Raw genomic sequence first — 26,015 nt, forward strand, 5'->3', positions numbered from 1 at the left:
CACAACACAAGCCAGGTACTGCGACTCGGGTGACCGTTGATACCGCATCGTCAAATGCAGGGAACTTGCCAGTTCCATTGGTTACCCGAGTTTAATTTTTTTCGCAAGCGGGCCAATCGTTGGCCACAGGAGTGGGCATTCAAGCAGATGGAATTAGAAAATGCCCTCTAAAGCGCAAGAAGCCTGGGCTAGAGCATCAGCCGCACGACTGACTGATCCGGGTCGCGGGTTTTTCCGGCCGCTTTGAGTTCGGCGAGGTAATCGGTCCACAGCGCATCCTGACGCACGGCCAATTGGTAGAGGTAGTCCCAGGTGAACAATCCGCTGTCGTGTCCGTCGTCGAAGATCAATTTCAGTGCGTACTGACCGGCCGGTTCGATCTTGTTCAAGCGCACGTTGAGCTTGCCGAATTGCAGGATGGGTTTGCCGTGGCCCTGGACTTCGGCGGAAGGCGAATGTACCCGTAGGAATTCGGCGGGCAACTGGTAGGCCTCGTCGGGCCCGTAGGTGAGGCCGAGGGTGTTGGAGGTTTTGTGCAGGTTTACAGCAGTAGGAAATTTCGACATTGATGAGATCCTGAATAAACCGGCTTCAAAATGTGGGAGGGGGCTTGCCCCCGATGGCGGTCGGTCAGACAGATGTATGCTGACTGACACACCGCTATCGGGGGCAAGCCCCCTCTCACATTGAAGCAAAGCAGTGCTGTGTGAGGCTTACAGGATATAGCGAGACAGATCTTCGTTCTGCGCCAATTCGCCCAAGTGGCTGTTGACGTAGGCGGCGTCGATCTGGATCGCTTCGCCATTCTGCGCACCGGCCAGGTCGCCGGCGCTGAACGACACTTCCTCGAGCAGGCGCTCCAGCAAGGTGTGCAGGCGACGGGCGCCGATGTTCTCGGTCTTCTCGTTGACCTGCCAGGCGATTTCCGCCAGGCGCTTGATGCCGTCCGGCAGGAACTCGATGGCGAGGCCTTCGGTTTTCAGCAGCTCGCGGTATTGCTCGGTGAGCGAGGCATGCGGCTCGCTGAGGATGCGTTCGAAGTCGCCCGGGGTCAGCGCCTTGAGCTCCACGCGAATCGGCAGGCGGCCTTGCAGCTCCGGCACCAGGTCGCTTGGCTTGCTCAGGTGGAACGCACCGGAGGCGATAAACAGGATGTGGTCGGTCTTGACCATGCCCAGCTTGGTGTTGACGGTGCAGCCTTCGATCAGCGGCAGCAGGTCGCGCTGTACGCCCTCGCGGGACACGTCGACGCCACCGGAGTTACCGCGCTTGGCCACCTTGTCGATCTCATCGATAAACACGATGCCATGCTGCTCGACCGCTTCCAGGGCCTTGGCCTTGAGTTCTTCCTCGTTCACCAGGCGCCCGGCTTCTTCGTCGCGCACCAGTTTCAGCGCTTCCTTGACCTTGAGCTTGCGGCTTTTCTTCTTGCCCTTGCCCATGTTGGCGAAGAGGTTCTGCAGCTGGCTGGTCATTTCTTCCATGCCGGGCGGCGCGGAGATGTCGACGCCGGACATTTCGGCGACTTCGATCTCGATTTCCTTGTCGTCCAGCTGGCCTTCACGCAGGCGCTTGCGGAACAGCTGGCGGGTGTTGGAGTCCGAGGCTGGCGCGGCGTCTTCGTTGAACCCCATGCGCGCCGGTGGCAGCAGGGCGTCGAGGATACGTTCTTCGGCAGCGTCTTCGGCGCGGTGGCTGACCTTGGTCATTTCCTGTTCGCGCAGCAGCTTCAAGGCAGCGTCGGCCAGGTCGCGAATGATCGACTCGACGTCGCGGCCCACGTAGCCGACTTCGGTGAACTTGGTCGCTTCGACCTTGATGAACGGGGCATTGGCCAACTTGGCCAGGCGCCGGGCGATTTCGGTTTTACCGACGCCGGTCGGGCCGATCATCAGGATGTTCTTGGGCGTTACTTCAACGCGCAGTTCTTCCGGCAGTTGCATCCGGCGCCAGCGGTTACGCAGCGCGATGGCAACGGCGCGCTTGGCATCGTCCTGGCCGATGATATGGCGATTGAGTTCATGGACGATTTCGCGGGGAGTCATGGACATAATGTTTGGCGGTCCTCAAGCGGGAATAAGCCTACGGCTTACTCGGCGAGGTCCTGCTCCTCAATGGTGAAGTTGTGGTTGGTGAACACGCAGATATCGCCAGCGATACCCAGGGCGGTTTCGACGATTTCGCGGGCCGACAGGTCGGTTTTCTTCAACAGTGCGCTGGCTGCCGCTTGGGCATAGCCACCGCCGGAGCCCATGGCGATCAGGCCGTGTTCAGGCTCAACCACATCGCCGTTACCGGTGATGATCAGCGACGCGTCTTTGTTGGCAACGGCCAGCATGGCTTCGAGGCGGCTGAGGGAGCGGTCGGTACGCCATTCTTTGGCGAGTTCGACGGCGGCGCGAACCAGGTGGCCCTGGTGTTTTTCCAGCTGGCCTTCGAAACGTTCGAACAGGGTGAAGGCGTCTGCGGTGGCGCCGGCAAAGCCTGCGAGCACCTGGCCGTGGTACAGGCGACGCACTTTCTTCGCGTTGCCTTTCATCACGGTATTGCCAAGGGAAACCTGGCCGTCGCCGCCCATGACGACTTTGCCGTGGCGACGTACTGAAACGATGGTGGTCAAGGGGAGAGTCTCCACGCAGCGGGGCGAAAATGCCCTGGTGGGAACTGATATGGGGGTAGCGGGGATGATTTCAACCTTGGGAGGTTGGTACGGACGAATGGTGTCTATTGGTCTGACACCCTCTCGAGAACCGCCAAAAACCAATGTGGGAGGGGGCTTGCCCCCGATCGCGGTGTATCAGTCGCCGAAAATATTGACTGATCTACCGCTATCGGGGGCAAGTCGAATCGTCGCACCGCCCCTCCCACATTTTGATTGGTGTTGGCTGTAGGTCAGCGGCTCTGGCGCTGTTGTAACAACAGGTTGCTAAAGCCCGCGCCGGCCAATTGTTTCTGTGCCACGGTCAATTGTTCACGGTTGCTGAACGGGCCCACCAACACGCGATACCACGTTGCCTCTTTCACCGTGCCGGACTCCACCGTGACCGCCTGGCCCAGCAGGATGATCTGTGCACGCACGCGATCGGCGTCCGCCTGTTTCGGGAACGAGCCCGCCTGCAGGAAGAACTTGGTCACCGGCGCGGCCTTGGTGGTCGCAACCGGCGGCGGTGGCGGCGGGGTGATCCCGGCCAGCGCGGCCTGGGCCCGTGCCGTGTCGATTTTGGCCGCTTCCGCCGGGGTGACCGGCGTGGTCGGTACTTGCGGCGTCGGCAGGGTTTTCTCCGGCACGGCGTCGGGCGGCACGATCACTTCCGATTCCGGCAGCAGGGTGTAGAAGTCGTACTTGGGCTTCACCGGCGCGGTCGGGCTTGGCGCGGTCTTGTTGGCCTCGGCCATTTTCGTGGCTTTTTGCTGCTCCTGTTTGACCCGTTTGACGTCATCGCCCTGGCCGGGGTCCAGCTTCATCAGGAATACGATAAACGCGCCGACCGTGAGGCCGATGGCCATCCACAACCAGCCCGGAATGGGCTTCTTCGCCGGTGCCTGGTAGCGGCTGGCGCCGCGCTTGGGTGCAGGTTTTTTCTTGGCAGCCAACTTACATACGCTCCAGAGTTTCCAGGCCCAACAGTTCCAGGCCTTGCTTGAGGGTCCGTCCAGCCAGTGCGGCGAGGCGCAGGCGACTCTGCTTGTGGGCTTCGTCGTCGGCGGTGAGGATCGGGCAGTTCTCGTAGAAGCTGGAGAACAGCCCGGCGACTTCGTACAGGTAGGTGCAGAGGATGTGCGGCGTGCCTTTCTCGCCGACGCTGTTCAGCACTTCGCCGAATTGCGCCAGCTTGGCGCCCAGTTCCTGTTCCTGGGGCGCTTGCAATACGATCTGCCCTTGCACTTCGCTGAAGTCCTTGCCCAGCTTGCGGAACACCCCGGCCACGCGGGTGTAGGCGTACAGCAGGTACGGCGCGGTGTTGCCTTCGAAGTTAAGCATCAGCTCGAAGTTGAAGCTGTAGTCGCTGGTGCGGTGCTTGGACAGGTCGGCGTATTTCACCGCGCCAATGCCCACCACGCGGGCAATGTTGCGCAGGTCGGCGTCCGCCAGCTCCGGGTTCTTTTCCTTCACCAGGTTGTAGGCACGTTCCTGGGCTTCGTTCAGCAGGTCGATCAGTTTTACGGTGCCGCCGTCGCGGGTCTTGAACGGGCGGCCGTCGGCGCCGTTCATGGTGCCGAAGCCCATGTGTTCCATGTGCATCGGGTGCGTGACGAAACCGGCGCGGCGCGCCACTTCGAACACCTGCTGGAAGTGCAGGGCCTGGCGCTGGTCGACGAAATACAACGCGCGATCCGCCTTGAGCACGCCGCTGCGGTAGCGCACGGCGGCCAGGTCGGTGGTGGCGTAGAGGTAGCCGCCATCGGCCTTGACGATGATCACCGGCAGCGGCTCGCCCTCGGCGGTCTTGAATTCTTCGAGGAACACGCACTGCGCGCCGTTGCTTTCTACCAGCAGGCCTTTGGCCTTGAGGTCGTTGACCACGTTGATCAGGTCGTCGTTGTAGGCGCTTTCGCCCATGACGTCGGCCATGGTCAACTTGACGTTGAGCAGTTCGTAGATGTGCTGGCAGTGGGCCAGCGAGATATCGCGGAAACGCGACCACAGCTCCAGGCATTCCGTGTCGCCGGCTTGCAGCTTGACCACCAGGCCACGGGCGCGGTCGGCGAACGCTTCGGATTCGTCGAAACGCTTCTTCGCGGCGCGGTAGAAGTTTTCCAGGTCCGACAGCTCGTTGCTGGTGATCGGGTTTTCCTGCAGGTAGGCCATCAGCATGCCGAACTGAGTGCCCCAGTCACCGACGTGGTTCTGACGGATCACGGTGTCGCCGAGAAACTCCAGCACCCGCGCCACGCCGTCGCCGATGATGGTCGAGCGCAGGTGGCCGACGTGCATCTCTTTGGCCAGGTTGGGCGCCGACAGGTCGATGGCCACGCGCTCGGCAGGGCCGGCCTTGCGCACGCCGATTTTGGCATCGGCCAGCGCCGCGTCCAGGCGCGAAGCCAGGGCCTCGGTGTTCTGGAAGACATTGATAAAGCCCGGGCCGGCGATTTCGGCCTTGCTCACCTGCGGGTCGGCCGGCAGCGCGGCGATGATTTTCTCCGCCAGGTCGCGCGGCTTCATGCCGGCCGGCTTGGCCAGCATCATCGCGATGTTGCTGGCGAAGTCACCGTGGGTCTTGTCGCGGGTGTTTTCCACCTGGATCGCCGGCGTCAGGCCTTCAGGCAACACACCTTCGTTGACGAGTTGGGTGAGGGCTTGTTGGATCAGCTGGCGAATGGTGTCTTTCATGGTGTTCTCTTTCGACCGCAAGCGGTGGCGCGCGATGCGCAGGTGGAAAAACTGGGCATTATCCGTGGCGAGGGCGGGCTTGCCAACCGTTCCAGACCTGCGGGGCTTTTTAAGGGCATCCTGCCCACTTGTAGGAGCGAGCTTGCTCGCGAAAATCGTCAACGATAACGCGGATATTCGGGTTTACGCGGCGCTCTCGGGGTTTTCGCGAGCAAGCTCGCTCCTACAGGGCTAGTACAAATCGACCGGGTCCACATCCAACGACCATCGCACCTGGCGACCGCTGGGCATTTGCTCCAGCGCAAGTAACCAGCTACTTAACAGCCGATGCAGCGGTGCGCGGGACGTTGCCTGCAAGAGTAGCTGAGCGCGGTAGCGTCCGGCGCGGCGTTCCATGGGCGCGGGCACCGGGCCGAGCAATTCGATGCCGCTCAGGCCCAACTCGCCGAGCAGGCGCTCGGCGGCGCTGCAGGCTTCATCGAGAAAACCTTCCGCCTGCCCCGGCTTGTGCGCCTCGGCGCGCAGCAGCGCGAGGTGGGCAAAAGGCGGCAGGCCGGCGGCGCGGCGTTCGCTCAAGGCCTGCTCGGCAAACGCGAAATAACCTTGTTCGGTCAGTTGGATCAGCAGCGGATGGTCGGCCAGGTGGGTCTGGATGATCACCTTGCCCGGCTCCTCGGCGCGCCCGGCACGGCCGGCGACCTGCACGATCAACTGCGCCATGCGTTCGCTGGCGCGGAAGTCGCCGGAGAACAAGCCGCCGTCGGCATCCAGGATCGACACCAGGGTCACCCGTGGGAAGTGATGCCCCTTGGCCAGCATCTGCGTGCCTACCAGGATGCACGGCTGGCCCTTCTGGATGGTGGCGAACAGCTGGTTCATCGCGTCCTTGCGCGAGGTGCTGTCGCGATCGACCCGCAGTACCGGGTAGTCCGGGAACAGAATGCCCAGGCGTTCTTCGGCGCGTTCGGTGCCCGCGCCGACCGGTCGCAGGTCGACTTTGCCGCATTGCGGGCAATGGCGCGGTACTCGTTCCACATGGCCGCAGTGATGGCAGCGCAACTCGCCATGGCGCTGGTGTACGGTCATGCGCGCATCGCAGCGTTCGCATTCGGACATCCAGCCGCAGTCATGGCACAGCAAGGTCGGCGCGAAGCCGCGACGGTTGAGAAACACCAGGACTTGCTGGCCGGCGGCGAGGGTCTGGCCGATGGCTTGTTGCATCGGCCCGGAAATACCGCTGTCCAATGGCCGGCTTTTTACATCCAGGCGTAGGAAGCGCGGTTGCTTGGCGCCGCCTGCGCGCTCATTCAGGCGCAGCAGGCCATAGCGGCCGGTGTAGGCGTTATGCAGGCTTTCCAGGGACGGCGTGGCCGAACCCAGCACGATCGGAATGTCTTCCTGACGCGCCCGCACCAGGGCCAGGTCGCGGGCGTGGTAGCGCAGACCTTCCTGCTGTTTGTACGAACCGTCGTGTTCTTCGTCGATGATGATCAGCCCGGGGTTTTTCATCGGGGTGAACAGCGCCGAGCGGGTGCCGATAATAATGTCGGCCTCGCCGTCCCGCGCCGCCAGCCACGACTCCAGGCGCTCACGGTCGTTGACCGCCGAATGCACCAGGGCGATGCGTGCGTTGAAACGCTGCTCGAAACGCGCCAGGGTCTGCGGGCCGAGGTTGATCTCGGGGATGAGTACCAGCGCCTGTTTGCCCGCTTGCAGGGTTTCGCGGATCAACTGCAGATAGACTTCGGTCTTGCCGCTGCCGGTCACGCCGGCCAGCAGGAACGCGTGAAAGCAGTCAAAACCTGCGCGAATGGCTTCATAGGCCGCACGTTGCTCGGGGTTCAGCGGCAATTCCGGTTGGGCCAGCCAGTGTTCATGGCGCGGGTCCGGCGCGTGCTTGCGGATCTCGACCTGCACCAGGCCTTTGGCGAGCAGCAGGTCGAGGCTGTCTTTGCTCAGCATCAGCTTGCTCAAGAGCTGGTGGGCCACGCCATGGGGATGCTGCGCCAGTGTCGCCAGGGCGTCACGCTGACGCGGGGCGCGGGCGATGCGCGGGTCGTCGAGGCGCGCGCCGGGCACCGTCGACCAGAAGCGTTCCTGGCGCGCTTCGGCCAGCTCGCCCTGGCGCAGCAGCACCGGCAGCGCCCAGCTCAAGGTGTCGCCCAGGCTGTGCTGGTAATACTGGGCGGTCCACAGGCACAGCTTGAACAACGCCGGCGGCAGCGGCGGCGTGGTGTCGAGGATGGCCACGGCCGGCTTGAGCTTTTCCGCCGGCACTTCACTGTGATCGGCTACCTCCACCAGGATGCCGATCATTTCCCTGCGCCCGAACGGCACCCGCACCCGCATGCCTGGCTGCAACTGCGCCCGCAGCACGCCGGCCGGGGCCCGGTAGTCGAACAGGCGGCGCAGGGGCGAGGGCAGGGCTAGGCGCAAAATGGCGTCGGGCACGCAGGGGTTCTCTATAAAGGAGGGTGATGACGAAGGGCGGGAGCCTAGCAGACGAGGGATGCGTTGGGTATGCCGCGGTTTTCGGATGAAAGGGGCTTTGGTGTGCTGAATCGATGCAGAGCGGCGCTTGCGCGTTTAAAAAGGTCTGGTAGAATCCGCGGCCTAATTACGTGCGGTATTCGACAATGGTGTCGAGTGGCGGCACGCTAGCCTGAGGAAGTCACCATGAAAGCCGGTATCCATCCAGCGTACGAAACCATCGAAGTCACCTGCAGCTGCGGCAACAAGTTCGAAACCCGTTCGAACCTGTGCAAGCCACTGGGCACTGACGTATGCAACGAGTGCCACCCGTTCTACACCGGTAAGCAGAAAACTCTGGACACTGGCGGCCGTGTACAGCGCTTCGCAGATCGCTTTGGTGCTTTCGGCAAGAAGCCTGCTACTCCAGCAGAGTAAGGCTCAAAGGCCCTATGGGCTTTTGCCAGCTGTTGAAAAAGGCGTCCCTTGCGGGCGCCTTTTTTGTGCCCGCGATTTGGCTGGCGGCAGCCCAGGCCCGCCTCGGTCATCAGGCTTTGCTCGGCTAAGCAGGCACTCCAGCGCGATTGCGGTGGTTGAAATCGACACTCGAGGAAAAATTGTAGACATTTTTCAAGTCGATTGTGAACAGTTGAGCCCTTGTGTCCCGTGGCTCTTGGCCGAAAGTCGTAGTGTACGGCGCTTGACACCGGTGACTGCCCAGTCTTGTAGGGGCTTTACGACACGAGTATCCTCGGCGGTCCGTCGACCAACAGTAAAAGCGGAATGCCGATATGTCTGATTTGAAAACTGCCGCTCTCGAATATCATGCCCTTCCTCGTCCAGGAAAGCTGAGTGTAGAGCTCACCAAAGCCACTGCCACCGCTCGCGACCTGTCGCTGGCCTACAGCCCTGGCGTTGCCGAGCCCGTCCGTGAAATCGCCCGTGACCCTGAGTTGGCGTACAAATACACCGGCAAAGGCAACCTGGTTGCAGTGATTTCCGATGGCACCGCGATTCTTGGCCTGGGTAACCTCGGCCCATTGGCTTCCAAGCCAGTCATGGAAGGTAAAGGCGTGCTGTTCAAGCGCTTTGCCGGCATCGATGTGTTCGACATCGAAGTCGATTCCGAGAGCCCGCAGGCTTTCATCGACACCGTCAAGCGCATTTCCATCACCTTCGGTGGCATCAACCTGGAAGACATCAAGGCACCTGAGTGCTTCGAGATCGAAAAGGCTCTGATCGAACAGTGCGACATTCCGGTATTCCACGATGACCAGCACGGCACCGCGATCGTTACCGCGGCCGGCATGATCAACGCCCTGGAAATCGCTGGCAAAACCCTGGCTGACGCCAAGATCGTCTGCCTGGGCGCTGGCGCTGCGGCCATCTCGTGCATGAAGCTGATCGTCAGCATGGGCGCCAAGCTGGAAAACATCTACATGGTCGACAGCAAGGGCGTGATCCAGTCCGAGCGTACCGACCTGAACCAGTACAAGGCGATGTTTGCGCATCCGTCCTCCAAGCGCACCCTGGCTGAGGCCCTCGACGGTGCCGACGTATTCGTCGGCCTGTCCGGTCCGAACCTGCTGAGCGCTGAAGGCCTGAAGGCCATGGCAGCCAACCCGATCGTGTTCGCCTGCTCCAACCCGGACCCAGAAATCGCGCCGGAACTGGCACACGCCACCCGCGACGACGTGATCATGGCGACCGGCCGTTCGGACTACCCGAACCAGGTCAACAACGTGCTGGGCTTCCCGTTCATCTTCCGCGGTGCCCTGGACGTTCGCGCCAAGCGCATCAACGAAGAAATGAAAGTGGCGGCCGCCAACGCCCTGCGTGAACTGGCCAAGCTGCCGGTGCCTCAGGACGTGTGCGATGCCTACGGTGGCGCCAAGCTGGAATTCGGTCGTGAGTACATCATTCCGAAACCAATGGACAAGCGCCTGATCACCGTGATCTCCGACGCCGTGGCCAAAGCTGCGATCGAGACCGGTGTGGCCACCCTGCCGTATCCGAAAAACTACCCGCTGCAAAGCGTGGATGATGTGTTCAACGGCTAAGCCGTTGTAGCGCACCAACAAAAAGCCCCGGCTCTTGCGAGTCGGGGCTTTTTGCTGTCTGGCTATAAACCCAAGGCCTGCGCAGAACCAAATGTGGGAGGGGGCTTGCCCCCGATGGCGGACTGTCAGTCAATGAACCTGGTGACTGACACACCGCCATCGGGAGCAAGCTCCCTCCCACAGGGTTGACCGCATGGGCTTAGAACAGATCGATCGGTGCCGCCTCATCCGCCGGCAGCGGGCTGCCCGGCGCCACGCCATTGCCCAGCTCGTTGATCGACGGCGGCGTGTCCTCGCTCTTGAACAGCTCGAAGTACGCATTCGGCGTGCTCGGCGATGCTGCGCGGCCACTGACCGGGTCGATCCGCAGGCTGAGGATGCCTTCCGGTTCCGGCTGGGTATGCAGCGGCTTGTCCTTCAAGGCGGCGCCCATGTAGCTCATCCAGATCGGCAGCGCGACGGTACCGCCGAACTCGCGGCGGCCGAGGCTTTCCGGCTGGTCGTAGCCGGTCCATACGGTGGTCACGTAGTCGGCGTTGTAGCCGGAGAACCAGGCGTCCTTGGATTCGTTGGTGGTACCGGTCTTGCCCGCGATGTCCGCGCGGCCCAGGGCCAGTGCACGGCGGCCGGTGCCTTTCTTGATCACGTCTTCCAGGATGCTGTTGAGGATGTAGGTGGTGCGGCCATCCACCACGCGTTCGGCCACTGCCGGCGCCTGCGGTTCAGGCGCGGTGCTCGGGTTCGCCGCCGGCGTGACGCCTGGGGTCGGCTCGATGGTGATACCGCCGTTGCTCGGTGCGGCCAGCCCATCGCTGGCGGCCACGCCATTGACCACATCACCCGGCACCCGTGGCGGGTTGGCGGTGAACAGGGTGTCGCCATTGCGGCTTTCGATCTTGTCGATCAGGTACGGCGTGATCTTGTAGCCGCCGTTGGCAAACGTGCTCCAGCCGGTGGCGATTTCCATCGGCGTGAGGGTCGCCGTCCCCAGGGCCAGGGACAGGTTCGGCGGCAGGTCCGCCTTGTTGAAACCAAAGCGGGTGATGTAGTCGATGGTCTTGCCCACGCCCATCGCCTGCAGCAAGCGGATCGACACCAGGTTACGCGACTTGTACAGCGCCTCGCGGATGCGGATCGGGCCGAGGAAGGTGTTGGTGTCGTTCTTCGGACGCCAGACCTTGTCCAGGTACTCGTCGACAAACACGATCGGTGCATCGTTGACCAGGCTGGCGGCGGTGTAGCCGTTGTCCAGGGCGGCACTGTAGACGAACGGCTTGAAGCTCGAACCCGGCTGGCGCTTGGCCTGGGTGGCACGGTTGTAGTTGCTCTGCTCGAACGCGAAACCGCCGACCAGGGCACGGATCGCGCCGTTCTGCGGGTCGAGGGAGACCAGGGCGCCTTGGGCGACCGGCACCTGGCTGAATTTCAGGCTGTCGTCCTTCTGGCGTTGCACGCGGATCAAATCACCCACCTGCGCCACGTCCGACGGCTGCTTGGGCATCGGCCCCATGCTGTTGGTGTTCAGGAATGGGCGCGCCCATTTCATGCTGTCCCACGCCACATGCGCTTCGCCGGTGCGGGTCAGTACCTGCACGCCGTCCTTCTTCACCTGGGTGACGATGGCCGGTTCCAGGCCGCTGATCGTGCGCTGTTTGCCGAGTTCGGTGGTCCAGGCGCTCAGGGTCTTGCCCGGCAGGCGCGATTCGGGGCCGCGGTAGCCATGGCGCTGGTCGTAGGTGATCAGGCCTTCATGCACCGCGTTGTTGGCGATTTCCTGCAAGTCGCTCGGAACGGTCGTGGTCACACGGAAGCCTTCGGTGTAGGCCTCGCTGCCATAACGGCCGACCATCTCGGCCCGTGCCATCTCCGCGATATAAGGGGCGTTCACTTCCGGGGTCGGTACGTGGTAACTGGCGTTCAGCGGCTCGGCCACCGCGCTTTCATAGGCGCTCTGGCTGATTTTGCCCAGCTTGTACATGCGCCCCAGAATCCAGTCGCGCCGCTCTTTGCTGCGTGCCGGGTTGGCCAGCGGGTTGAAGCGCGAGGGTGCCTTGGGCAGGCCGGCAATCATGGCCATCTGCGCCAGGCTGGCGTCGCGAATCGACTTGCCGTAGTAGACCTGGGACGCGGCTTCGATGCCGTAGGCGCGGTTGCCCAGGTAGATTTTATTGACGTACAGCTCAAGGATCTCGTCCTTGGTCAACTGCCGCTCGATCTGCAGTGCCAGCAGGATCTCGGTGGCTTTGCGTGAAAAGCTGCGTTCGCTGGTGAGGAAGAAGTTCTTCGCCACCTGCATGGTGATCGTGCTGCCGCCGGATTGAATGTGTCCGCTTTTTACCAATTGCGTGGCGGCCCGCACCAGGCTGCTGGGGTCGACGCCGTAGTGGTTGGCGAAATTATCGTCCTCGGCCGACAGCAGGGCGTTGATGAAATTGGGTGGAATATCCGCGAAACGAATCGGGGTACGGCGCATTTCGCCGAACTCCGCGATCAGTTTTTCATCGCTGCTGTAGACCCGCAAAGGAATCTGCAACTGGATGCTTCTCAGGGCCTCTACGGAGGGCAATCCCGGACTAAGGTAGAGGTAGGCGCCGCTGAGGACGAGCAGCAGCCCGCAAACGATGGCGACAATGGAGTACCCGAAAAACTTCAGCAGACGAATCAAGGCTTTTGGATTTCCAGAGAAAAGAATGGGTTAGGCGCCGGGGCATGCATGGCAAACGATGAATCGACCCTGGCTGCAGATAAAAAGCGGGAAAAAACGCTGGGCATTAAAGCATTTTCGGCTTGGGGCGTCATTCGCGCCTCGCAAACAAGGCGACCGAATGCACGCTGCCACGCGCCAATCAGGCGGTATGACAGGGAAAGTTTTAGGGAGTTTTATGGAAAAGGGATTTTTCAGGCGAAAAGTCGATACCGTCCTGGGTGTCGACATCCAGGACACCGGCATCCGGTTGATCGAACTCGGCCACTCGCCCACCGGCTACAACGTGCAAAGCTACGCCACACAGGCGCTACCGCCCCAGGCGGTAGTCGACAGCAGCGTGCTCGACCTCGACGGCGTGGGGCAGACGTTGTCCCAGGCATTGGCCCGCTCGCGCACCTCGGCCCGCCAAGCGGCCGTGGCCGTGGCGGGAGCTTCGGTGATTACCCGGGTGATCGAGTTAGAGGCGGGGCTCAGTGAGGAAGAAATGACCTGGATGATCCAGATGGAGGCCGACCAGTACATCCCTTATCCGCTGGATGAGATGGCCCTGGATTTCCAGGTTCGCGGGCCGTCGGCCCAGAACCTGGCGCGGGTTGATGTATTGCTCGCGGCGTGCCATAAGGCCCAGGTAGAGGCTCGGGTCGCGGTTTTGACCCTGGCTGGGCTGGTGCCGAAGGTGGTGGATGTGGAAGCATTTGCATTCGCACGCGCTTGCAGTCAGGATTTCGCCAGCTTCACGCCGGGCCATCGAGTCGATGGCGCACAATGGGCCGCGGATGCCCGCGGGATGGGAATTGCTTGCGGGTTGGCCCTGAGGAGTTTCGCTTGAAGACACTAATCAACCTTTTGCCCTGGCGCCAGGCGCTGGCGGAACGGCGGCGCAAATTCTTTCTGGGGTTGCTGCTGGCGTTTGCCTGCGTGGCGTTCGCAACCGTCTGGTTGGCCGATCAGGTGATCGACCGGGCGATCGATCGACAAGTGACGCGCAATAGTCATCTGGACAAGGACGCTGCCGTCCTCGACTCGCGCATCAAGACCATCGATGACCTGCAGGAACAAAGCCAGCAATTGGCGGAGCGCATGAAGGTCGTGCAGGACTTGAACGAAGCCCGCTCGGCCGGTGCCCAGCTCTTGGATCAGTTGGCCCGCGCGATGCCAGACGGCGTGCATTTGCACGAGGTCGTGGCGAAGGGCGATACGGTCAGCATCCGTGGCAGCGCCGATTCCAGCCAGGACATCGCCCAACTGATGCGCCGCCTGCAAGCCTCCGAAGGCGCCCATGCCACTCGGCTGCAACATGTGCGGATGGAAGATGGCCAGGGCGGCAACGAATTTCAATTGATGGTGCGCCAGGGAGAGTCCGCCGAGGCTCAACCGTGAGCCTGCCCAGGCTCGACTTTTCCGCTCTCACCCACAACGCTGCGAAATGGCCCTTGCCCGCCAAGGTCGTGCTCGGCTGCGCGCTCGCCGGTCTGGTGCTGTGGGTGGGCGATGGGACGTACCTGAGCCCCTCGCGGCAACGGTTGCAGGCGGTCGAGGCGCAGGGCGTCGTCTTGCAGCGACAGGTGGCCCAGAAGGCTGGCCTTGCCGCCAGCCTGGAGGCGCGCAGCCAGCAGCTTCAGGCGATGCAGGCGCGTTTTGCCGGGCTGATGCAGCAGTTGCCCGGTGCATCCGAGGTGCCCGCATTGCTCGAAGATATCGCTCGCCTGGGGGCGGCCAATGGGGTGCTCGTCGACGCTATCGTGGTGTTGGATGAACAGCCCCGGCCACTCTATATCGAGCAGCCGTTACGCCTGGACGTCACCGGGGCTTATCACGACCTGGCGATGTTTGTGAGCGCTTTGGGCGGCTTACCGCGCATCGTCACGGTGCATGATGTGGCGCTTCGGGCTGATGCGGCCGGGTTGCGCCTGGAGTTGGTGGCCAAGACCTATCGCAATCCGTCGTCGGGCGGTCAGTCGACCCCGGCCGTCGAGCCGGGGCCGCGCTTTGTCTATGACGCGCTGGCCTTGCGTGATCCGTTCCAGCCGCGCGCCTTGCAGGTCGGTCACGTACCCGGCCGGCCCGCGCTCGCACCGGACCTCGGGCGTGCCCGCGGTGCCCTGGAAGGTATCGCCGTCGACCAGTTCGAAATGGTCGGCACGCTGTCCCGAGGCGCGCAGACCTTCGCTCTGCTGCGTGCCGCTGCCAGCGTCCACAGGCTGGCGGTCGGCGATTACCTGGGGCCGGACCACGGTCGGGTCACGGCTATTGATGAGGGCCATGTGGAATTGCTCGAATTGTTTCCCGATGAACAGGGCGCGTGGCTGGAACGCCCGCGAACCCTCGTGCTGAACGTCAACTCATAACGGAATCAAACAATGAAAAGGACTTTCTCGTCCTTCGGTGTGGCGCTATGGATAGCGTTCACGGCACCGATGGCTGCTGCTGTGCCCAATCGTGTGGATCTGATCCAGCTGCCGCCTCCCGGCGGTGCGGCATCAGGTACCTATACCGGCGACAAGCTGAACCTCAACTTCCAGAACATCGAGCTGCGCGCCGTGTTGCAGCAGATTGCCGATGTGGCGGGCCTGAATCTGGTCGCCAGCGACGATGTGCAAGGTTCGATCACCCTGCGGCTCAAGGACGTGCCTTGGGACCAGGCGCTGGACCTGGTGTTGCAAAGCAAGGGGCTGGACCAGCGGATAAAGGCCGGGGTGCTGTTGGTGGCGCCCGCCGACGAGTTGGCCGCGCGCGAGCTGCTGACGCTGGAGTCGCGCAAGCAGATGGCTGAACTGGCGCCATTGCGGCGCGAACTGTTGCAGGTCAATTACGCCAAGGCTGCGGACCTGGCCAAGTTGTTCCAATCGGTGACCGGCCTGGAAGGCGCCACCGACGAACGCGGCTCGGTGGCGGTGGATGACCGCACCAACAACATCATCGCCTACCAGACCGGCGAACGCCTGGAAGAGCTGCGACGCATCGTGGCGCAGCTGGATATTCCGGTGCGCCAGGTGATGATCGAGGCGCGGATTGTCGAGGCCAATGTCGACTACGACAAAAGCCTGGGCGTGCGCTGGGGAGGGCGGATCAATCGCGGCAACTGGGGCGCTGGCGGTGTCGAGAAACCTCCGGAGCCAGGCACCGAGCCTGTGGAAAACCCGTCCGGCTCGCCCTTTGTCGACTTGGGGGCGCTCACTAACACCTCCGGGCTGGGGATCGCGTTTATTACCGACAACCTGCTGCTGGACCTGGAACTGACCGCGATGGAAAAAACCGGCAACGGCGAGATTGTCTCGCAGCCCAAGGTGGTCACGTCCGACAAGGAGACCGCGCGCATCCTCAAGGGCACCGAGATTCCCTACCAGGAGTCCAGCTCCAGCGGCGCCACCTCGGTGTCGTTCAAGGAGGCTTCGCTGTCCCTGGAAGTCACCCCGCAAATCACCCCCGACGACCGCGTGATCATGGAGGTCAAAGTCACCAAGGATGAGCCGGATTACCTGAACAAGCTCAACGACGTACCGCCGATCAAGAAAAACGAGGTCAACGCCAAGGTGCTGGTCAGGGACGGCGAGACCATCGTCATCGGCGGAGTTTTCTCCAATACCCAAAGCAAAGTGCTAGATAAAGTGCCATTTTTGGGCGATGTGCCGTATCTTGGCCGCCTTTTCCGGCGCGATGTGCTGGCAGAAAAAAAATCCGAGCTGCTGGTATTCCTGACTCCGCGTATTATGAATAACCAGGCGATTGCTGTGAGTCGTTGATTCTGTGCGAAATTTGATTCTTGTAGGACCGATGGGGGCTGGAAAAAGCACCATCGGCCGTTTGCTGGCCAAAGAGCTGCGCCTGCCATTCAAAGACTCCGATAAGGAAATTGAAGTGCGCTCGGGTGCCAATATCCCGTGGATCTTCGATAAGGAAGGCGAACTGGGCTTTCGTGACCGTGAGCAGGCGATGATTGCCGAGCTGTGCGCTTGCGATGGCGTGGTCCTGGCGACCGGCGGCGGTGCTGTGATGCGCGAGGAGAACCGCCGGGCATTGCATGCCGGTGGTCGGGTGGTCTATCTGCATGCGTCGGTCGAGCAGCAGGTGGGGCGCACCGCGCGTGATCGCAATCGCCCACTGCTGCGCACCGCCGACCCGGCGAAGACCCTGCGGGATCTGCTGGCGCTGCGCGATCCGCTGTATCGGGAAATCGCCGATCTGGTGGTGGAAACCGATGAGCGGCCACCTCGGATGGTGGTGCTCGACATTCTCGAGCGCCTGCAACGGCTGCCACCCCGTTAAAGCCAGGCCCGAAATGCGCTATTCTCGGCGGCGCGTCATCACCCTGCGGGGTGTGGCGTAGAGCCATCAGGCGACGTCGGATCACGACGTTGCCGGTCGTTAATACATCTTCAACGCGGGGACACATGCAGACACTTAAGGTCGATCTAGGCGAGCGCAGCTACCCGATCCATATTGGCGAAGGTCTGCTCGACCAGCCCGAGTTGCTCGCACCGCATATTGCCGGGCGGCAAGTGGCGATCATCTCCAACGAAACGGTCGCGCCGCTGTATCTTGAGCGTCTGAGCCGCAGCCTGGCGGCGTACTCGGTGATCTCCGTGGTGCTGCCCGACGGCGAAGCCCACAAGAACTGGGAAACCCTGCAACTGATCTTCGATGGCCTGCTGACCGCACGCCATGACCGGCGCACCACCGTGGTCGCCCTCGGTGGCGGCGTGATTGGTGACATGGCCGGTTTTGCGGCCGCCTGTTACCAGCGCGGCGTGGATTTCATCCAGGTGCCGACCACCTTGCTGTCCCAGGTCGATTCGTCGGTGGGCGGCAAGACCGGCATCAACCATCCGCTGGGCAAAAACATGGTGGGCGCGTTCTACCAGCCCCAGGCTGTGCTGATCGACACCGCGACCCTCAACACCTTGCCCCCGCGCGAGCTGTCGGCGGGCCTGGCGGAAGTCATCAAGTACGGGCTGATCTGCGACGAGCCGTTCCTGACCTGGCTGGAAGAACATGTCGACGCCCTGCGCGCGCTGGACCAGGTGGCGCTGACCGAAGCGATCTCCCGTTCCTGTGCGGCCAAGGCGCTGGTGGTGAATGCCGACGAACGGGAGTCCGGTGTACGGGCCACCTTGAACCTGGGCCACACCTTCGGCCATGCGATCGAAACGCACATGGGCTATGGTGTGTGGTTGCATGGGGAAGCCGTAGCGGCTGGCACAGTGATGGCATTGGAGATGTCGCAACGCCTGGGCTGGATCAGCGCCCAGGAGCGGGATCGGGGCATCCGCCTGTTCCAGCGCGCCGGGTTGCCGGTGATCCCGCCCGAGGAAATGAGCGAGGCGGATTTCCTCGAACATATGGCGATAGACAAGAAAGTGATCGACGGTCGACTGCGACTGGTGCTGCTGCGCCGCATGGGCGAAGCGGTGGTGACCGACGATTATCCGAAAGAGATTCTACAGGCCACGCTGGGAGCGGATTACCGCGCCCTGGCCCAGCTTAAAGGTTAATAAGAGCCCGATGACTAGTTTGCATGCCGACGAGGCGTTCCTCGGCCATTACCAGTTAAGCCACGACCCCTTCGCTCCACGGGTGCCTGGTTTCAAATTCTTCCCTGCGCAGCGCAAGCCGGTGCTCGGGCAGTTGCATCACCTGGCGCGTTACAGCCAGTTGTTGCTGGTCGTCACCGGCCCACTGGGCAGCGGCAAGACCTTGCTGCGCCAGGCGCTGGTCGCCAGCACCAACAAGCAATCGGTGCAAAGCGTAGTGGTGTCGGCGCGTGGCGCCGGCGATGCGGCGGGCGTGCTGCGTCAGGTGGCCCAGGCCCTGGACGTTGCCAGCGCCGAGCCGAATGCGATTCTCAAGCAAGTGGTGCAACTGGGCCTGACCGGCCAGGAAGTCTACCTGCTGGTGGACGACGCCGAGCAGCTTGACGAGTCGGCCCTCGAAGCGCTGCTGGCGCTGGCGGCGGGTACGCCGGAAGGCCGTCCGCATGTGTTCCTGTTCGGTGAGTCGTCCCTGATCGCCGCTCTGGAGCAGATCAGCGGCGAGCAGGAGCTGTTCCACGTCATCGAATTGCAGCCGTATGAAGAGGAAGAAACCCGCGAATATCTGGCACAACGCCTCGAAGGCGCCGGGCAGGGCATCGAACTTTTCTCCGCTCAGCAGATCTCTGATATTCACGAAAGCTCCGACGGCTGGCCTGGCACCATCAACCAGGTTGCCCGCGATGCGATGATTGAAGCCATGATTGCCAGCCGCTCTGCGGTCAAGCGTCCAAAGATGGGGTTCACTATGCCTAAAAAGCACGTATTGGCTATTTCCGCCGTTGTCGTGGTCGCTGTCGCCGCCGCCTGGTTGATCCCAGGTCGCAGCAAGGCACCGACGCCTGCCGGCGCGCCAACCGAACAGGCGCAGTTACCACTGGGTAAACCCACGCCGAATGTCGAGTTCGCCAACTCCGGCCAACCGACCAACCTGCCGATGGTCGGCCAGCCCGTCATGCGCGGCCCGCTCGCCGAAGCGGCCGGCGGTATCTCCGAAGGCGACGACGGCGTGCCAGTGGAAGGCTCCAGCAGCACACCGCCGACCGTGACCACCACCGCGCCGCCAGTGGGCGTGCCTGCCGGTCAACCGGCGGCAAAACCAACGCCTGTGCCTGTACCTGCGCCTACGGTCGCGACCGCCAAACCGGCGCCCGTCGCCAAGCCGGTCGCGCCAGCGCCTGTCGCCAAGCCAGCTCCGGCCCCGGCCGCCAAACCGGCGGAAAAACCGGTGACTGTCGCCAAGGCCGGCGCCACCGGCAGCAGCTGGTACACCAGCCAGCCCAGCGGTAACTTCGTGGTGCAGATCCTCGGCACCAGCTCCGAAGCCAATGCTCAAGCCTTCGTCAAAGAGCAGGGCGGCGAGTACCGTTATTTCAAGAAGGTGCTCAACGGCAAGCCGCTTTACGTGATCACTTACGGCAGCTTCTCCAGCCGTGCCGCCGCCGATACCGCTATCAAAGCCTTGCCAGCGAAGGTTCAGGCTGGTAAACCTTGGCCTCGCACTGTTGCCAGCGTTCAACAAGAACTGGCAGCAACTCGCTGAAGATTCGGCGGCCTTACCCAGGCCGCCCTCCCGGCACCTCAAAAAAAACCGCAAGTGCGTGCAGCCCTCAAGGCCGCGCGCATTGTGGTGTCTGCGTCACAGTGGCTTTTGAGTCGTAGCGGTCAAAATTAAAAAAGTTTTGACTAGCACAGCATATCGCTTTAAACCTTTCATAAATGCGACATAGATTTGCGACATCTCGTCGCTAAATTTGTGAGCGTCTGTGTCGGTGTGTACAATGACCTCCCTTTTGCCCCTGCAAAGCCGGCGAACGTTCGGCGTGGAAGGTAACTGGTTGAATTGAAAAGAAATTTGCCTCGATATAAGAGGCAGCCTGGTGAGAAAGTGTCTATGAAAGCAGGTCTGTACCAACCCGATGAATTCAAGGATAACTGCGGTTTCGGCCTGATTGCCCATATGCAGGGCGAGCCCAGTCATACCCTTTTGCAAACGGCCATCGAGGCCCTGACCTGCATGACCCACCGCGGTGGGATCAACGCCGACGGCAAGACCGGTGACGGTTGTGGCTTGCTCATTCAAAAGCCCGACCTGTTCCTGCGCGCCATCGCCAAACAGCATTTCGCGGTCGAGCTGCCCAAGCAGTACGCCGTGGGCATGGTGTTTTTCAACCAGGACCCGGTCAAAGCCGAAGCCGCTCGCGAGAACATGAACCGCGAAATCCTCGCGGCCGGCCTGCAACTTGTCGGCTGGCGCAAAGTGCCGATCGACACCAGTGTGCTCGGCCGCCTGGCCCTGGAGCGCCTGCCGCAGATCGAACAAGTGTTCATCGCGGGCGACGGCCTGAGCGACCAGGACATGGCGATCAAGCTGTTCACCTCGCGTCGTCGCTCGTCCGTGTCGAATGCCGCCGACACCGACCACTACATCTGCAGCTTTTCGCACAAGACCATCATTTATAAAGGCCTGATGATGCCGGCGGACTTGACCGCCTTCTATCCGGACCTGAGCGATGAGCGCCTGCAAACCGCGATCTGCGTGTTCCACCAGCGCTTCTCCACCAACACCCTGCCGAAATGGCCGCTGGCCCAGCCATTCCGCTTCCTCGCCCACAACGGCGAGATCAACACCATCACCGGCAACCGCAACTGGGCCGTGGCCCGTCGCACCAAGTTCGCCAACGATTTGATGGACCTGGAAGAGCTCGGCCCGCTGGTCAACCGCGTCGGCTCCGACTCCTCCAGCATGGACAACATGCTCGAACTGATGGTCACCGGCGGCATCGACCTGTTCCGTGGCGTGCGGATGATCATTCCGCCTGCGTGGCAGAACGTCGAGACCATGGACCCCGATCTGCGGGCGTTCTATGAGTACAACTCGATGCACATGGAACCGTGGGACGGCCCGGCCGGCGTGGTCATGACCGACGGCCGCTACGCGGTGTGCCTGCTCGACCGTAACGGTCTGCGCCCGGCGCGTTGGGTGACCACCACCAACGGTTTCATCACCCTCGCGTCGGAAATCGGCGTGTGGAACTACCAGCCGGAAGATGTGATCGCCAAAGGCCGCGTCGGCCCTGGCCAGATCCTCGCCGTGGACACCGAAACCGGGCAGATCCTCGACACCGATGCGATCGACAACCGCTTGAAGTCCCGTCACCCGTACAAGCAATGGCTGCGCAAGAATGCCCTGCGCATCCAGGCGACCATGGAAGACAACGACCACGGTTCGGCGTTCTACGACATCGACCAGCTCAAGCAGTACATGAAGATGTACCAGGTCACGTTCGAAGAGCGCGACCAGGTGCTGCGTCCGCTCGGCGAGCAAGGCTACGAGGCGGTCGGCTCGATGGGCGACGACACGCCGATGGCCGTGCTGTCCCAGCGCGTTCGCACGCCATACGACTATTTCCGCCAGCAGTTCGCCCAGGTGACCAACCCACCGATCGACCCGCTGCGTGAAGCCATCGTGATGTCCCTGGAAGTGTGTCTCGGCGCCGAGCGCAACATCTTCCAGGAATCGCCTGAGCACGCCTCCCGCGTGATCCTCAGCTCGCCGGTCATTTCCCCGGCCAAGTGGCGTTCGCTGATGACCCTGGAGCGTCCGGGCTTCGACCGCCAGATCATCGACCTGAACTACGACGAGAGCCTCGGCCTTGAAGCCGCGGTGCGCAATGTCGCGGACCAGGCCGAAGAAGCCGTGCGCGCCGGGCGTACCCAGATCGTGCTGACCGACCGTCACATCGCACCGGGCAAGCTGCCGATCCACGCCTCCCTGGCCACCGGCGCGGTCCATCACCGCCTGACCGAAAAAGGCCTGCGCTGCGACTCCAACATCCTCGTGGAAACCGCCACCGCCCGCGACCCGCATCACTTCGCGGTGCTGATCGGTTTCGGCGCCTCGGCGGTGTACCCGTTCCTCGCCTACGAAGTGCTCGGTGACCTGATCCGTACCGGTGAAGTGCTGGGCGACCTCTACGAGGTGTTCAAGAACTACCGCAAAGGCATCACCAAGGGCCTGCTGAAGATCCTGTCGAAGATGGGCATCTCCACCGTCACTTCCTACCGTGGCGCGCAGTTGTTCGAGGCCATTGGCCTGTCGGAAGAAGTCTGCGAGCTGAGCTTCCGTGGCGTACCGAGCCGCATCAAGGGTGCGCGTTTCGTCGACATCGAAGCCGAGCAGAAAGCCCTGGCGGCCGAAGCCTGGAGTGCGCGCAAGCCGATCCAGCAAGGCGGCCTGCTCAAGTTCGTACACGGTGGCGAGTATCACGCCTACAACCCGGACGTGGTCAGCACCCTGCAAGCCGCCGTGCAGCAGGGCGACTACGCCAAGTTCAAGGAATACACCGCGCTGGTGGATAACCGCCCGGTGTCGATGATCCGCGACCTGTTCAAGGTGAAAACCCTGGATACGCCGCTGGCCCTCAGCGAAATCGAACCGCTCGAATCGGTCCTCAAGCGCTTCGACTCCGCCGGTATTTCCCTGGGTGCCTTGTCGCCCGAGGCGCACGAAGCCCTGGCCGAAGCCATGAACCGCCTGGGTGCGCGTTCCAACTCCGGCGAAGGCGGCGAAGACCCGGCGCGCTATGGCACCATCAAGAGCTCGAAAATCAAGCAAGTGGCGACTGGCCGTTTCGGTGTAACCCCGGAATACCTGGTCAACGCCGAAGTGCTGCAGATCAAAGTCGCCCAGGGCGCCAAGCCCGGTGAAGGCGGCCAGCTGCCAGGCGGCAAGGTCAACGGTCTGATCGCCAAGCTGCGTTATGCGGTGCCGGGCGTGACCCTGATCTCGCCACCGCCGCACCACGACATCTACTCGATCGAAGACTTGTCGCAGCTGATTTTCGACCTCAAACAAGTCAACCCGCAGGCCCTGGTCTCGGTGAAACTGGTGGCGGAAGCCGGCGTGGGCACGATCGCCGCCGGTGTGGCCAAGGCCTATGCCGACCTGATCACCATCTCCGGCTACGACGGCGGCACCGGCGCTTCGCCGCTGACCTCGATCAAGTACGCCGGCGCTCCGTGGGAGCTGGGCCTGGCCGAGACGCACCAGACCCTGCGCGGCAACGACCTGCGCGGCAAAGTCCGGGTGCAAACCGACGGCGGCCTGAAAACCGGCCTCGACGTGATCAAGGCCGCGATCCTCGGCGCCGAAAGCTTCGGCTTCGGCACCGCGCCGATGATCGCCCTGGGCTGCAAATACCTGCGCATCTGCCACCTGAACAACTGCGCCACCGGCGTCGCCACTCAGAACGAGAAGCTGCGCAAGGATCACTACATCGGCACCGTCGACATGGTGGTGAATTTCTTCACCTACGTCGCCGAAGAAACCCGTGAGTGGCTGGCCAAGCTGGGCGTGCGCTCCCTCGAAGAGCTGATCGGCCGCACCGATCTGCTGGACATCCTCGAAGGCCAGACCGCCAAGCAACAACACTTGGACCTGACGCCGCTGTTGGGCAGCGATCACATCCCGGCCGACAAGCCGCAATTCTGCCAGGTGGACCGCAACCCACCGTTCGACAAGGGCCTGCTGGCCGAGAAGATGGTCGAGATGGCCGCTTCGTCGATCAACGACGCCAGCGGCGGCGAATTCAGCCTGGACATTTGCAACTGCGACCGTTCCATCGGCGCACGCATCTCCGGCGAAATCGCGCGCAAGCACGGCAACCAGGGCATGGCCAAGGCGCCGATCACCTTCCGCTTCACGGGCACCGCGGGCCAGAGCTTCGGCGTGTGGAACGCTGGCGGCCTGCACATGTACCTGGAAGGTGACGCCAACGACTACGTGGGCAAGGGCATGACCGGTGGCAAGCTGGTGATCGTTCCGCCTAAAGGCAGCGTCTACAAGACCCAGGACAGTGCCATCATCGGCAACACCTGCTTGTACGGCGCCACCGGCGGCAAGCTGTTCGCCGCGGGTACCGCCGGTGAGCGTTTCGCCGTGCGTAACTCCGGTGCCCACACCGTGGTGGAAGGCACTGGCGATCACTGCTGCGAGTACATGACCGGGGGCTTTGTCGCGGTACTGGGCAAGACCGGTTACAACTTCGGTTCGGGCATGACCGGCGGTTTCGCCTACGTGCTCGACCAGGACAACACCTTCGTCGACCGGGTCAACCACGAGTTGGTCGAGATCCAGCGGATCAGCGGCGAAGCGATGGAATCCCACCGTAACCACTTGCAGCACGTGCTGGACGAGTACGTCGAGGAAACCGGCAGCGAATGGGGTCGTAACCTCGCCGAGAACCTTGATGATTTCCTGCGTCGTTTCTGGCTGGTCAAGCCCAAGGCTGCCAACCTGAAATCGTTGCTTTCCAGCATCCGTGCCAACCCGCAGTGATATGCGCCTGAAGAGTTTGATGAGGTTTTAACATGGCTGAACGTCTGAATAACGACTTCCAGTTCATCGATGTCGGGCGCAAAGATCCGAAGAAGAAACTGTTGCGTCAACGCAAGAAAGAGTTCGTGGAAATCTACGAACCCTTCAAACCCCAGCAGTCGGCCGACCAGGCCCACCGCTGCCTGGGGTGCGGTAACCCGTATTGCGAATGGAAGTGTCCGGTACACAACTTCATTCCCAACTGGCTGAAACTGGTGGCCGAGGGCAACATCCTCGCCGCCGCCGAGCTGTCGCACCAGACCAACACCCTGCCGGAAGTCTGCGGCCGGGTGTGCCCGCAGGACCGTCTGTGCGAGGGTGCCTGCACCCTCAACGACGGTTTTGGCGCGGTGACCATCGGTTCGGTGGAGAAGTACATCACCGACACCGCCTTCGCCATGGGCTGGCGCCCGGACATGTCCAAGGTCAAGCCGAACGGCAAGCGCGTCGCGATCATCGGCGCGGGCCCGGCGGGCCTGGGCTGTGCCGACGTGCTGGTGCGTGGCGGCGTGACCCCGGTGGTGTTCGACAAGAACCCGGAAATCGGCGGCCTGCTGACCTTCGGCATCCCCGAGTTCAAGCTGGAAAAAACCGTGCTGAGCAATCGTCGTGAAGTGTTCTCTGGCATGGGCATCGAGTTCCGCCTGAACACCGAAGTCGGCAAAGACGTGACCATGGAACAACTGCTCGCCGAATACGATGCGGTGTTCATGGGCATGGGCACCTACACCTACATGAAGGGCGGCTTTGCCGGCGAGGACCTGCCAGGCGTGTACGACGCGCTCGACTTCCTGATCGCCAACGTCAACCGCAACCTGGGCTTTGAAAAGTCGCCGGAAGACTTCATCGACATGAAAGGCAAGAAGGTCGTGGTGCTGGGCGGTGGCGACACCGCGATGGACTGCAACCGTACCTCGATCCGCCAGGGCGCCAAGTCGGTGACCTGTGCGTATCGTCGTGACGAAGCGAACATGCCGGGCTCGCGCAAAGAGGTGAAGAACGCCAAGGAAGAAGGCGTGAAATTCCTCTACAACCGCCAGCCGATCGCGATTGTCGGTGAAGACCGCGTCGAAGGCGTGAAGGTGGTCGAGACCCGTCTCGGCGAACCGGACGCCCGTGGCCGTCGCAGCCCCGAGCCGATCCCGGGTTCCGAAGAGATCATCCCGGCCGACGCCGTGGTCATCGCCTTCGGCTTCCGCCCAAGCCCGGCTCCGTGGTTCGAGCAGTTCCAGATCCAGACCGACAGCCAGGGCCGCGTCGTCGCCCCGGAACAAGGCCAGTACAAGCACCAGACCAGCAACCCGAAGATCTTCGCCGGTGGCGACATGGTGCGCGGCTCTGACCTGGTAGTGACGGCGATCTTCGAAGGCCGCAACGCCGCCGAAGGTATCCTGGACTACCTGCAGGTCTGACCCATTTCATCTTTGAAATGTGGCCAAAATGTGGGAGGGGGCTTGCCCCCGATAGCGGTAGTCCAGTTAAAGATACTGAGACTGACACACTGCAATCGGGGGCAAGCCCCCTCCCACATTTGGTTTTG

17 protein-coding genes and 2 pseudogenes are annotated in these 26,015 nt (G+C 62.4%); 12 read left to right on the top strand and 7 right to left on the bottom strand.

The features are described 5' to 3' along the window. Positions 1-188 precede the first annotated feature (188 nt). From PverR02_RS02135 to PverR02_RS02165, 6 genes are all read right to left on the bottom strand, one after another. Entirely contained in the window at positions 189-566 is a 378-nt protein-coding gene (locus PverR02_RS02135) for a gamma-butyrobetaine hydroxylase-like domain-containing protein (protein WP_017849872.1), read from the bottom strand. Positions 567-713: 147 nt separating this feature from the next. Further along, positions 714-2,051 carry an ATP-dependent protease ATPase subunit HslU gene (gene hslU, locus PverR02_RS02140; RefSeq protein ID WP_046384972.1) on the bottom strand — a complete coding sequence of 446 codons (1,338 nt, stop codon included), beginning with the start codon at positions 2,049-2,051 and terminating at the stop codon, positions 714-716. Positions 2,052-2,089: 38 nt separating this feature from the next. Then, a complete protein-coding gene (gene hslV, locus PverR02_RS02145) occupies positions 2,090-2,620 on the bottom strand; it encodes an ATP-dependent protease subunit HslV (protein WP_010563201.1) in 531 nt (176 codons plus the stop codon). A gap of 272 nt (positions 2,621-2,892) precedes the next feature. Next, positions 2,893-3,594, bottom strand: a complete 702-nt coding sequence (locus PverR02_RS02150) for an SPOR domain-containing protein (RefSeq protein WP_017849870.1) — start codon at positions 3,592-3,594, stop codon at positions 2,893-2,895. A gap of 1 nt (position 3,595) precedes the next feature. After that, on the bottom strand, positions 3,596-5,332 hold the full coding sequence (argS, locus tag PverR02_RS02155; protein WP_057003632.1) for an arginine--tRNA ligase: 1,737 nt from the start codon (positions 5,330-5,332) through the stop codon (positions 3,596-3,598). A gap of 231 nt (positions 5,333-5,563) precedes the next feature. After that, on the bottom strand, positions 5,564-7,783 hold the full coding sequence (locus PverR02_RS02165; RefSeq protein WP_017849867.1) for a primosomal protein N': 2,220 nt from the start codon (positions 7,781-7,783) through the stop codon (positions 5,564-5,566). Positions 7,784-8,008: 225 nt separating this feature from the next. Between PverR02_RS02165 and rpmE the strand changes: the two genes are divergently transcribed. The 3 genes and pseudogenes from rpmE to PverR02_RS02175 all read left to right on the top strand — a co-directional run bounded on the left by rpmE (position 8,009) and on the right by PverR02_RS02175 (position 9,861). Continuing rightward, positions 8,009-8,239, top strand: a complete 231-nt coding sequence (gene rpmE, locus PverR02_RS02170; RefSeq protein ID WP_017849866.1) for a 50S ribosomal protein L31 — start codon at positions 8,009-8,011, stop codon at positions 8,237-8,239. Between the two features lie 14 nt (positions 8,240-8,253). Then, positions 8,254-8,337: pseudogene (locus PverR02_RS32435) on the top strand (thermonuclease family protein); the annotation flags it as partial. A gap of 255 nt (positions 8,338-8,592) precedes the next feature. Beyond that, positions 8,593-9,861 (top strand): malic enzyme-like NAD(P)-binding protein, encoded by a 1,269-nt coding sequence (locus PverR02_RS02175; protein ID WP_017849864.1) that lies wholly within the window; start codon positions 8,593-8,595, stop codon positions 9,859-9,861. A gap of 199 nt (positions 9,862-10,060) precedes the next feature. Here PverR02_RS02175 and PverR02_RS02180 read toward each other — a convergent pair whose 3' ends face one another. Beyond that, entirely contained in the window at positions 10,061-12,523 is a 2,463-nt protein-coding gene (locus PverR02_RS02180; protein ID WP_372812430.1) for a penicillin-binding protein 1A, read from the bottom strand. 220 nt (positions 12,524-12,743) lie between these two features. On the opposite strand from PverR02_RS02180, the gene pilM reads away from it, so the two are divergent. The 9 genes and pseudogenes from pilM to PverR02_RS02230 all read left to right on the top strand — a co-directional run bounded on the left by pilM (position 12,744) and on the right by PverR02_RS02230 (position 25,887). Next, positions 12,744-13,397 carry a type IV pilus biogenesis protein PilM gene (pilM, locus tag PverR02_RS02185; RefSeq protein WP_079444979.1) on the top strand — a complete coding sequence of 218 codons (654 nt, stop codon included), beginning with the start codon at positions 12,744-12,746 and terminating at the stop codon, positions 13,395-13,397. Further along, positions 13,394-13,948: a PilN domain-containing protein gene (locus PverR02_RS02190; protein WP_079442682.1), complete on the top strand. Its 555-nt coding sequence runs from the start codon at positions 13,394-13,396 to the stop codon at positions 13,946-13,948. Before pilM ends, PverR02_RS02190 begins: the two co-directional genes overlap by 4 nt. After that, positions 13,945-14,916, top strand: a complete 972-nt coding sequence (locus tag PverR02_RS02195; protein ID WP_079442683.1) for a pilus assembly protein PilP — start codon at positions 13,945-13,947, stop codon at positions 14,914-14,916. The genes PverR02_RS02190 and PverR02_RS02195 overlap by 4 nt, the downstream gene beginning before the upstream one ends. 141 nt (positions 14,917-15,057) lie before the next feature. Next, positions 15,058-16,311 (top strand): annotated as a pseudogene (locus PverR02_RS02200) (type IV pilus secretin PilQ); the annotation flags it as partial. Positions 16,312-16,315: 4 nt separating this feature from the next. Further along, a complete protein-coding gene (aroK, locus tag PverR02_RS02205) occupies positions 16,316-16,834 on the top strand; it encodes a shikimate kinase AroK (protein ID WP_026140392.1) in 519 nt (172 codons plus the stop codon). A gap of 125 nt (positions 16,835-16,959) precedes the next feature. Beyond that, positions 16,960-18,060 (top strand): 3-dehydroquinate synthase, encoded by a 1,101-nt coding sequence (aroB, locus tag PverR02_RS02210; protein ID WP_017849857.1) that lies wholly within the window; start codon positions 16,960-16,962, stop codon positions 18,058-18,060. Positions 18,061-18,070: 10 nt separating this feature from the next. Then, positions 18,071-19,639: an SPOR domain-containing protein gene (locus PverR02_RS02215; protein WP_057003635.1), complete on the top strand. Its 1,569-nt coding sequence runs from the start codon at positions 18,071-18,073 to the stop codon at positions 19,637-19,639. A 351-nt stretch (positions 19,640-19,990) separates the two neighbouring features. Beyond that, complete coding sequence (gene gltB, locus PverR02_RS02225) at positions 19,991-24,436, top strand: glutamate synthase large subunit (RefSeq protein ID WP_046384965.1); 4,446 nt, start codon at positions 19,991-19,993, stop codon at positions 24,434-24,436. A 32-nt stretch (positions 24,437-24,468) separates the two neighbouring features. Further along, on the top strand, positions 24,469-25,887 hold the full coding sequence (locus PverR02_RS02230) for an FAD-dependent oxidoreductase (protein WP_079442685.1): 1,419 nt from the start codon (positions 24,469-24,471) through the stop codon (positions 25,885-25,887). The last annotated feature ends 128 nt before the right edge of the window (positions 25,888-26,015 follow it).

Origin of the sequence: Pseudomonas veronii, from assembly GCF_002028325.1 — a bacterium.
In the GTDB taxonomy this organism is placed as follows: domain Bacteria; phylum Pseudomonadota; class Gammaproteobacteria; order Pseudomonadales; family Pseudomonadaceae; genus Aquipseudomonas; species Aquipseudomonas veronii.

Excerpts from the sequence above, each read along its gene's own strand:
- PverR02_RS02230 (WP_079442685.1), top strand. The coding sequence starts at position 24,469 with ATGGCTGAACGTCTGAATAACGACTTCCAGTTCATCGATGTCGGGCGC.
- aroB (WP_017849857.1), top strand. The coding sequence starts at position 16,960 with ATGCAGACACTTAAGGTCGATCTAGGCGAGCGCAGCTACCCGATCCAT.
- pilM (WP_079444979.1), top strand. The coding sequence starts at position 12,744 with ATGGAAAAGGGATTTTTCAGGCGAAAAGTCGATACCGTCCTGGGTGTC.
- PverR02_RS02135 (WP_017849872.1), bottom strand. The coding sequence starts at position 566 with ATGTCGAAATTTCCTACTGCTGTAAACCTGCACAAAACCTCCAACACC.
- argS (WP_057003632.1), bottom strand. The coding sequence starts at position 5,332 with ATGAAAGACACCATTCGCCAGCTGATCCAACAAGCCCTCACCCAACTC.
- gltB (WP_046384965.1), top strand. The coding sequence starts at position 19,991 with ATGAAAGCAGGTCTGTACCAACCCGATGAATTCAAGGATAACTGCGGT.
- PverR02_RS02175 (WP_017849864.1), top strand. The coding sequence starts at position 8,593 with ATGTCTGATTTGAAAACTGCCGCTCTCGAATATCATGCCCTTCCTCGT.
- PverR02_RS02215 (WP_057003635.1), top strand. The coding sequence starts at position 18,071 with ATGACTAGTTTGCATGCCGACGAGGCGTTCCTCGGCCATTACCAGTTA.
- hslU (WP_046384972.1), bottom strand. The coding sequence starts at position 2,051 with ATGTCCATGACTCCCCGCGAAATCGTCCATGAACTCAATCGCCATATC.
- rpmE (WP_017849866.1), top strand. The coding sequence starts at position 8,009 with ATGAAAGCCGGTATCCATCCAGCGTACGAAACCATCGAAGTCACCTGC.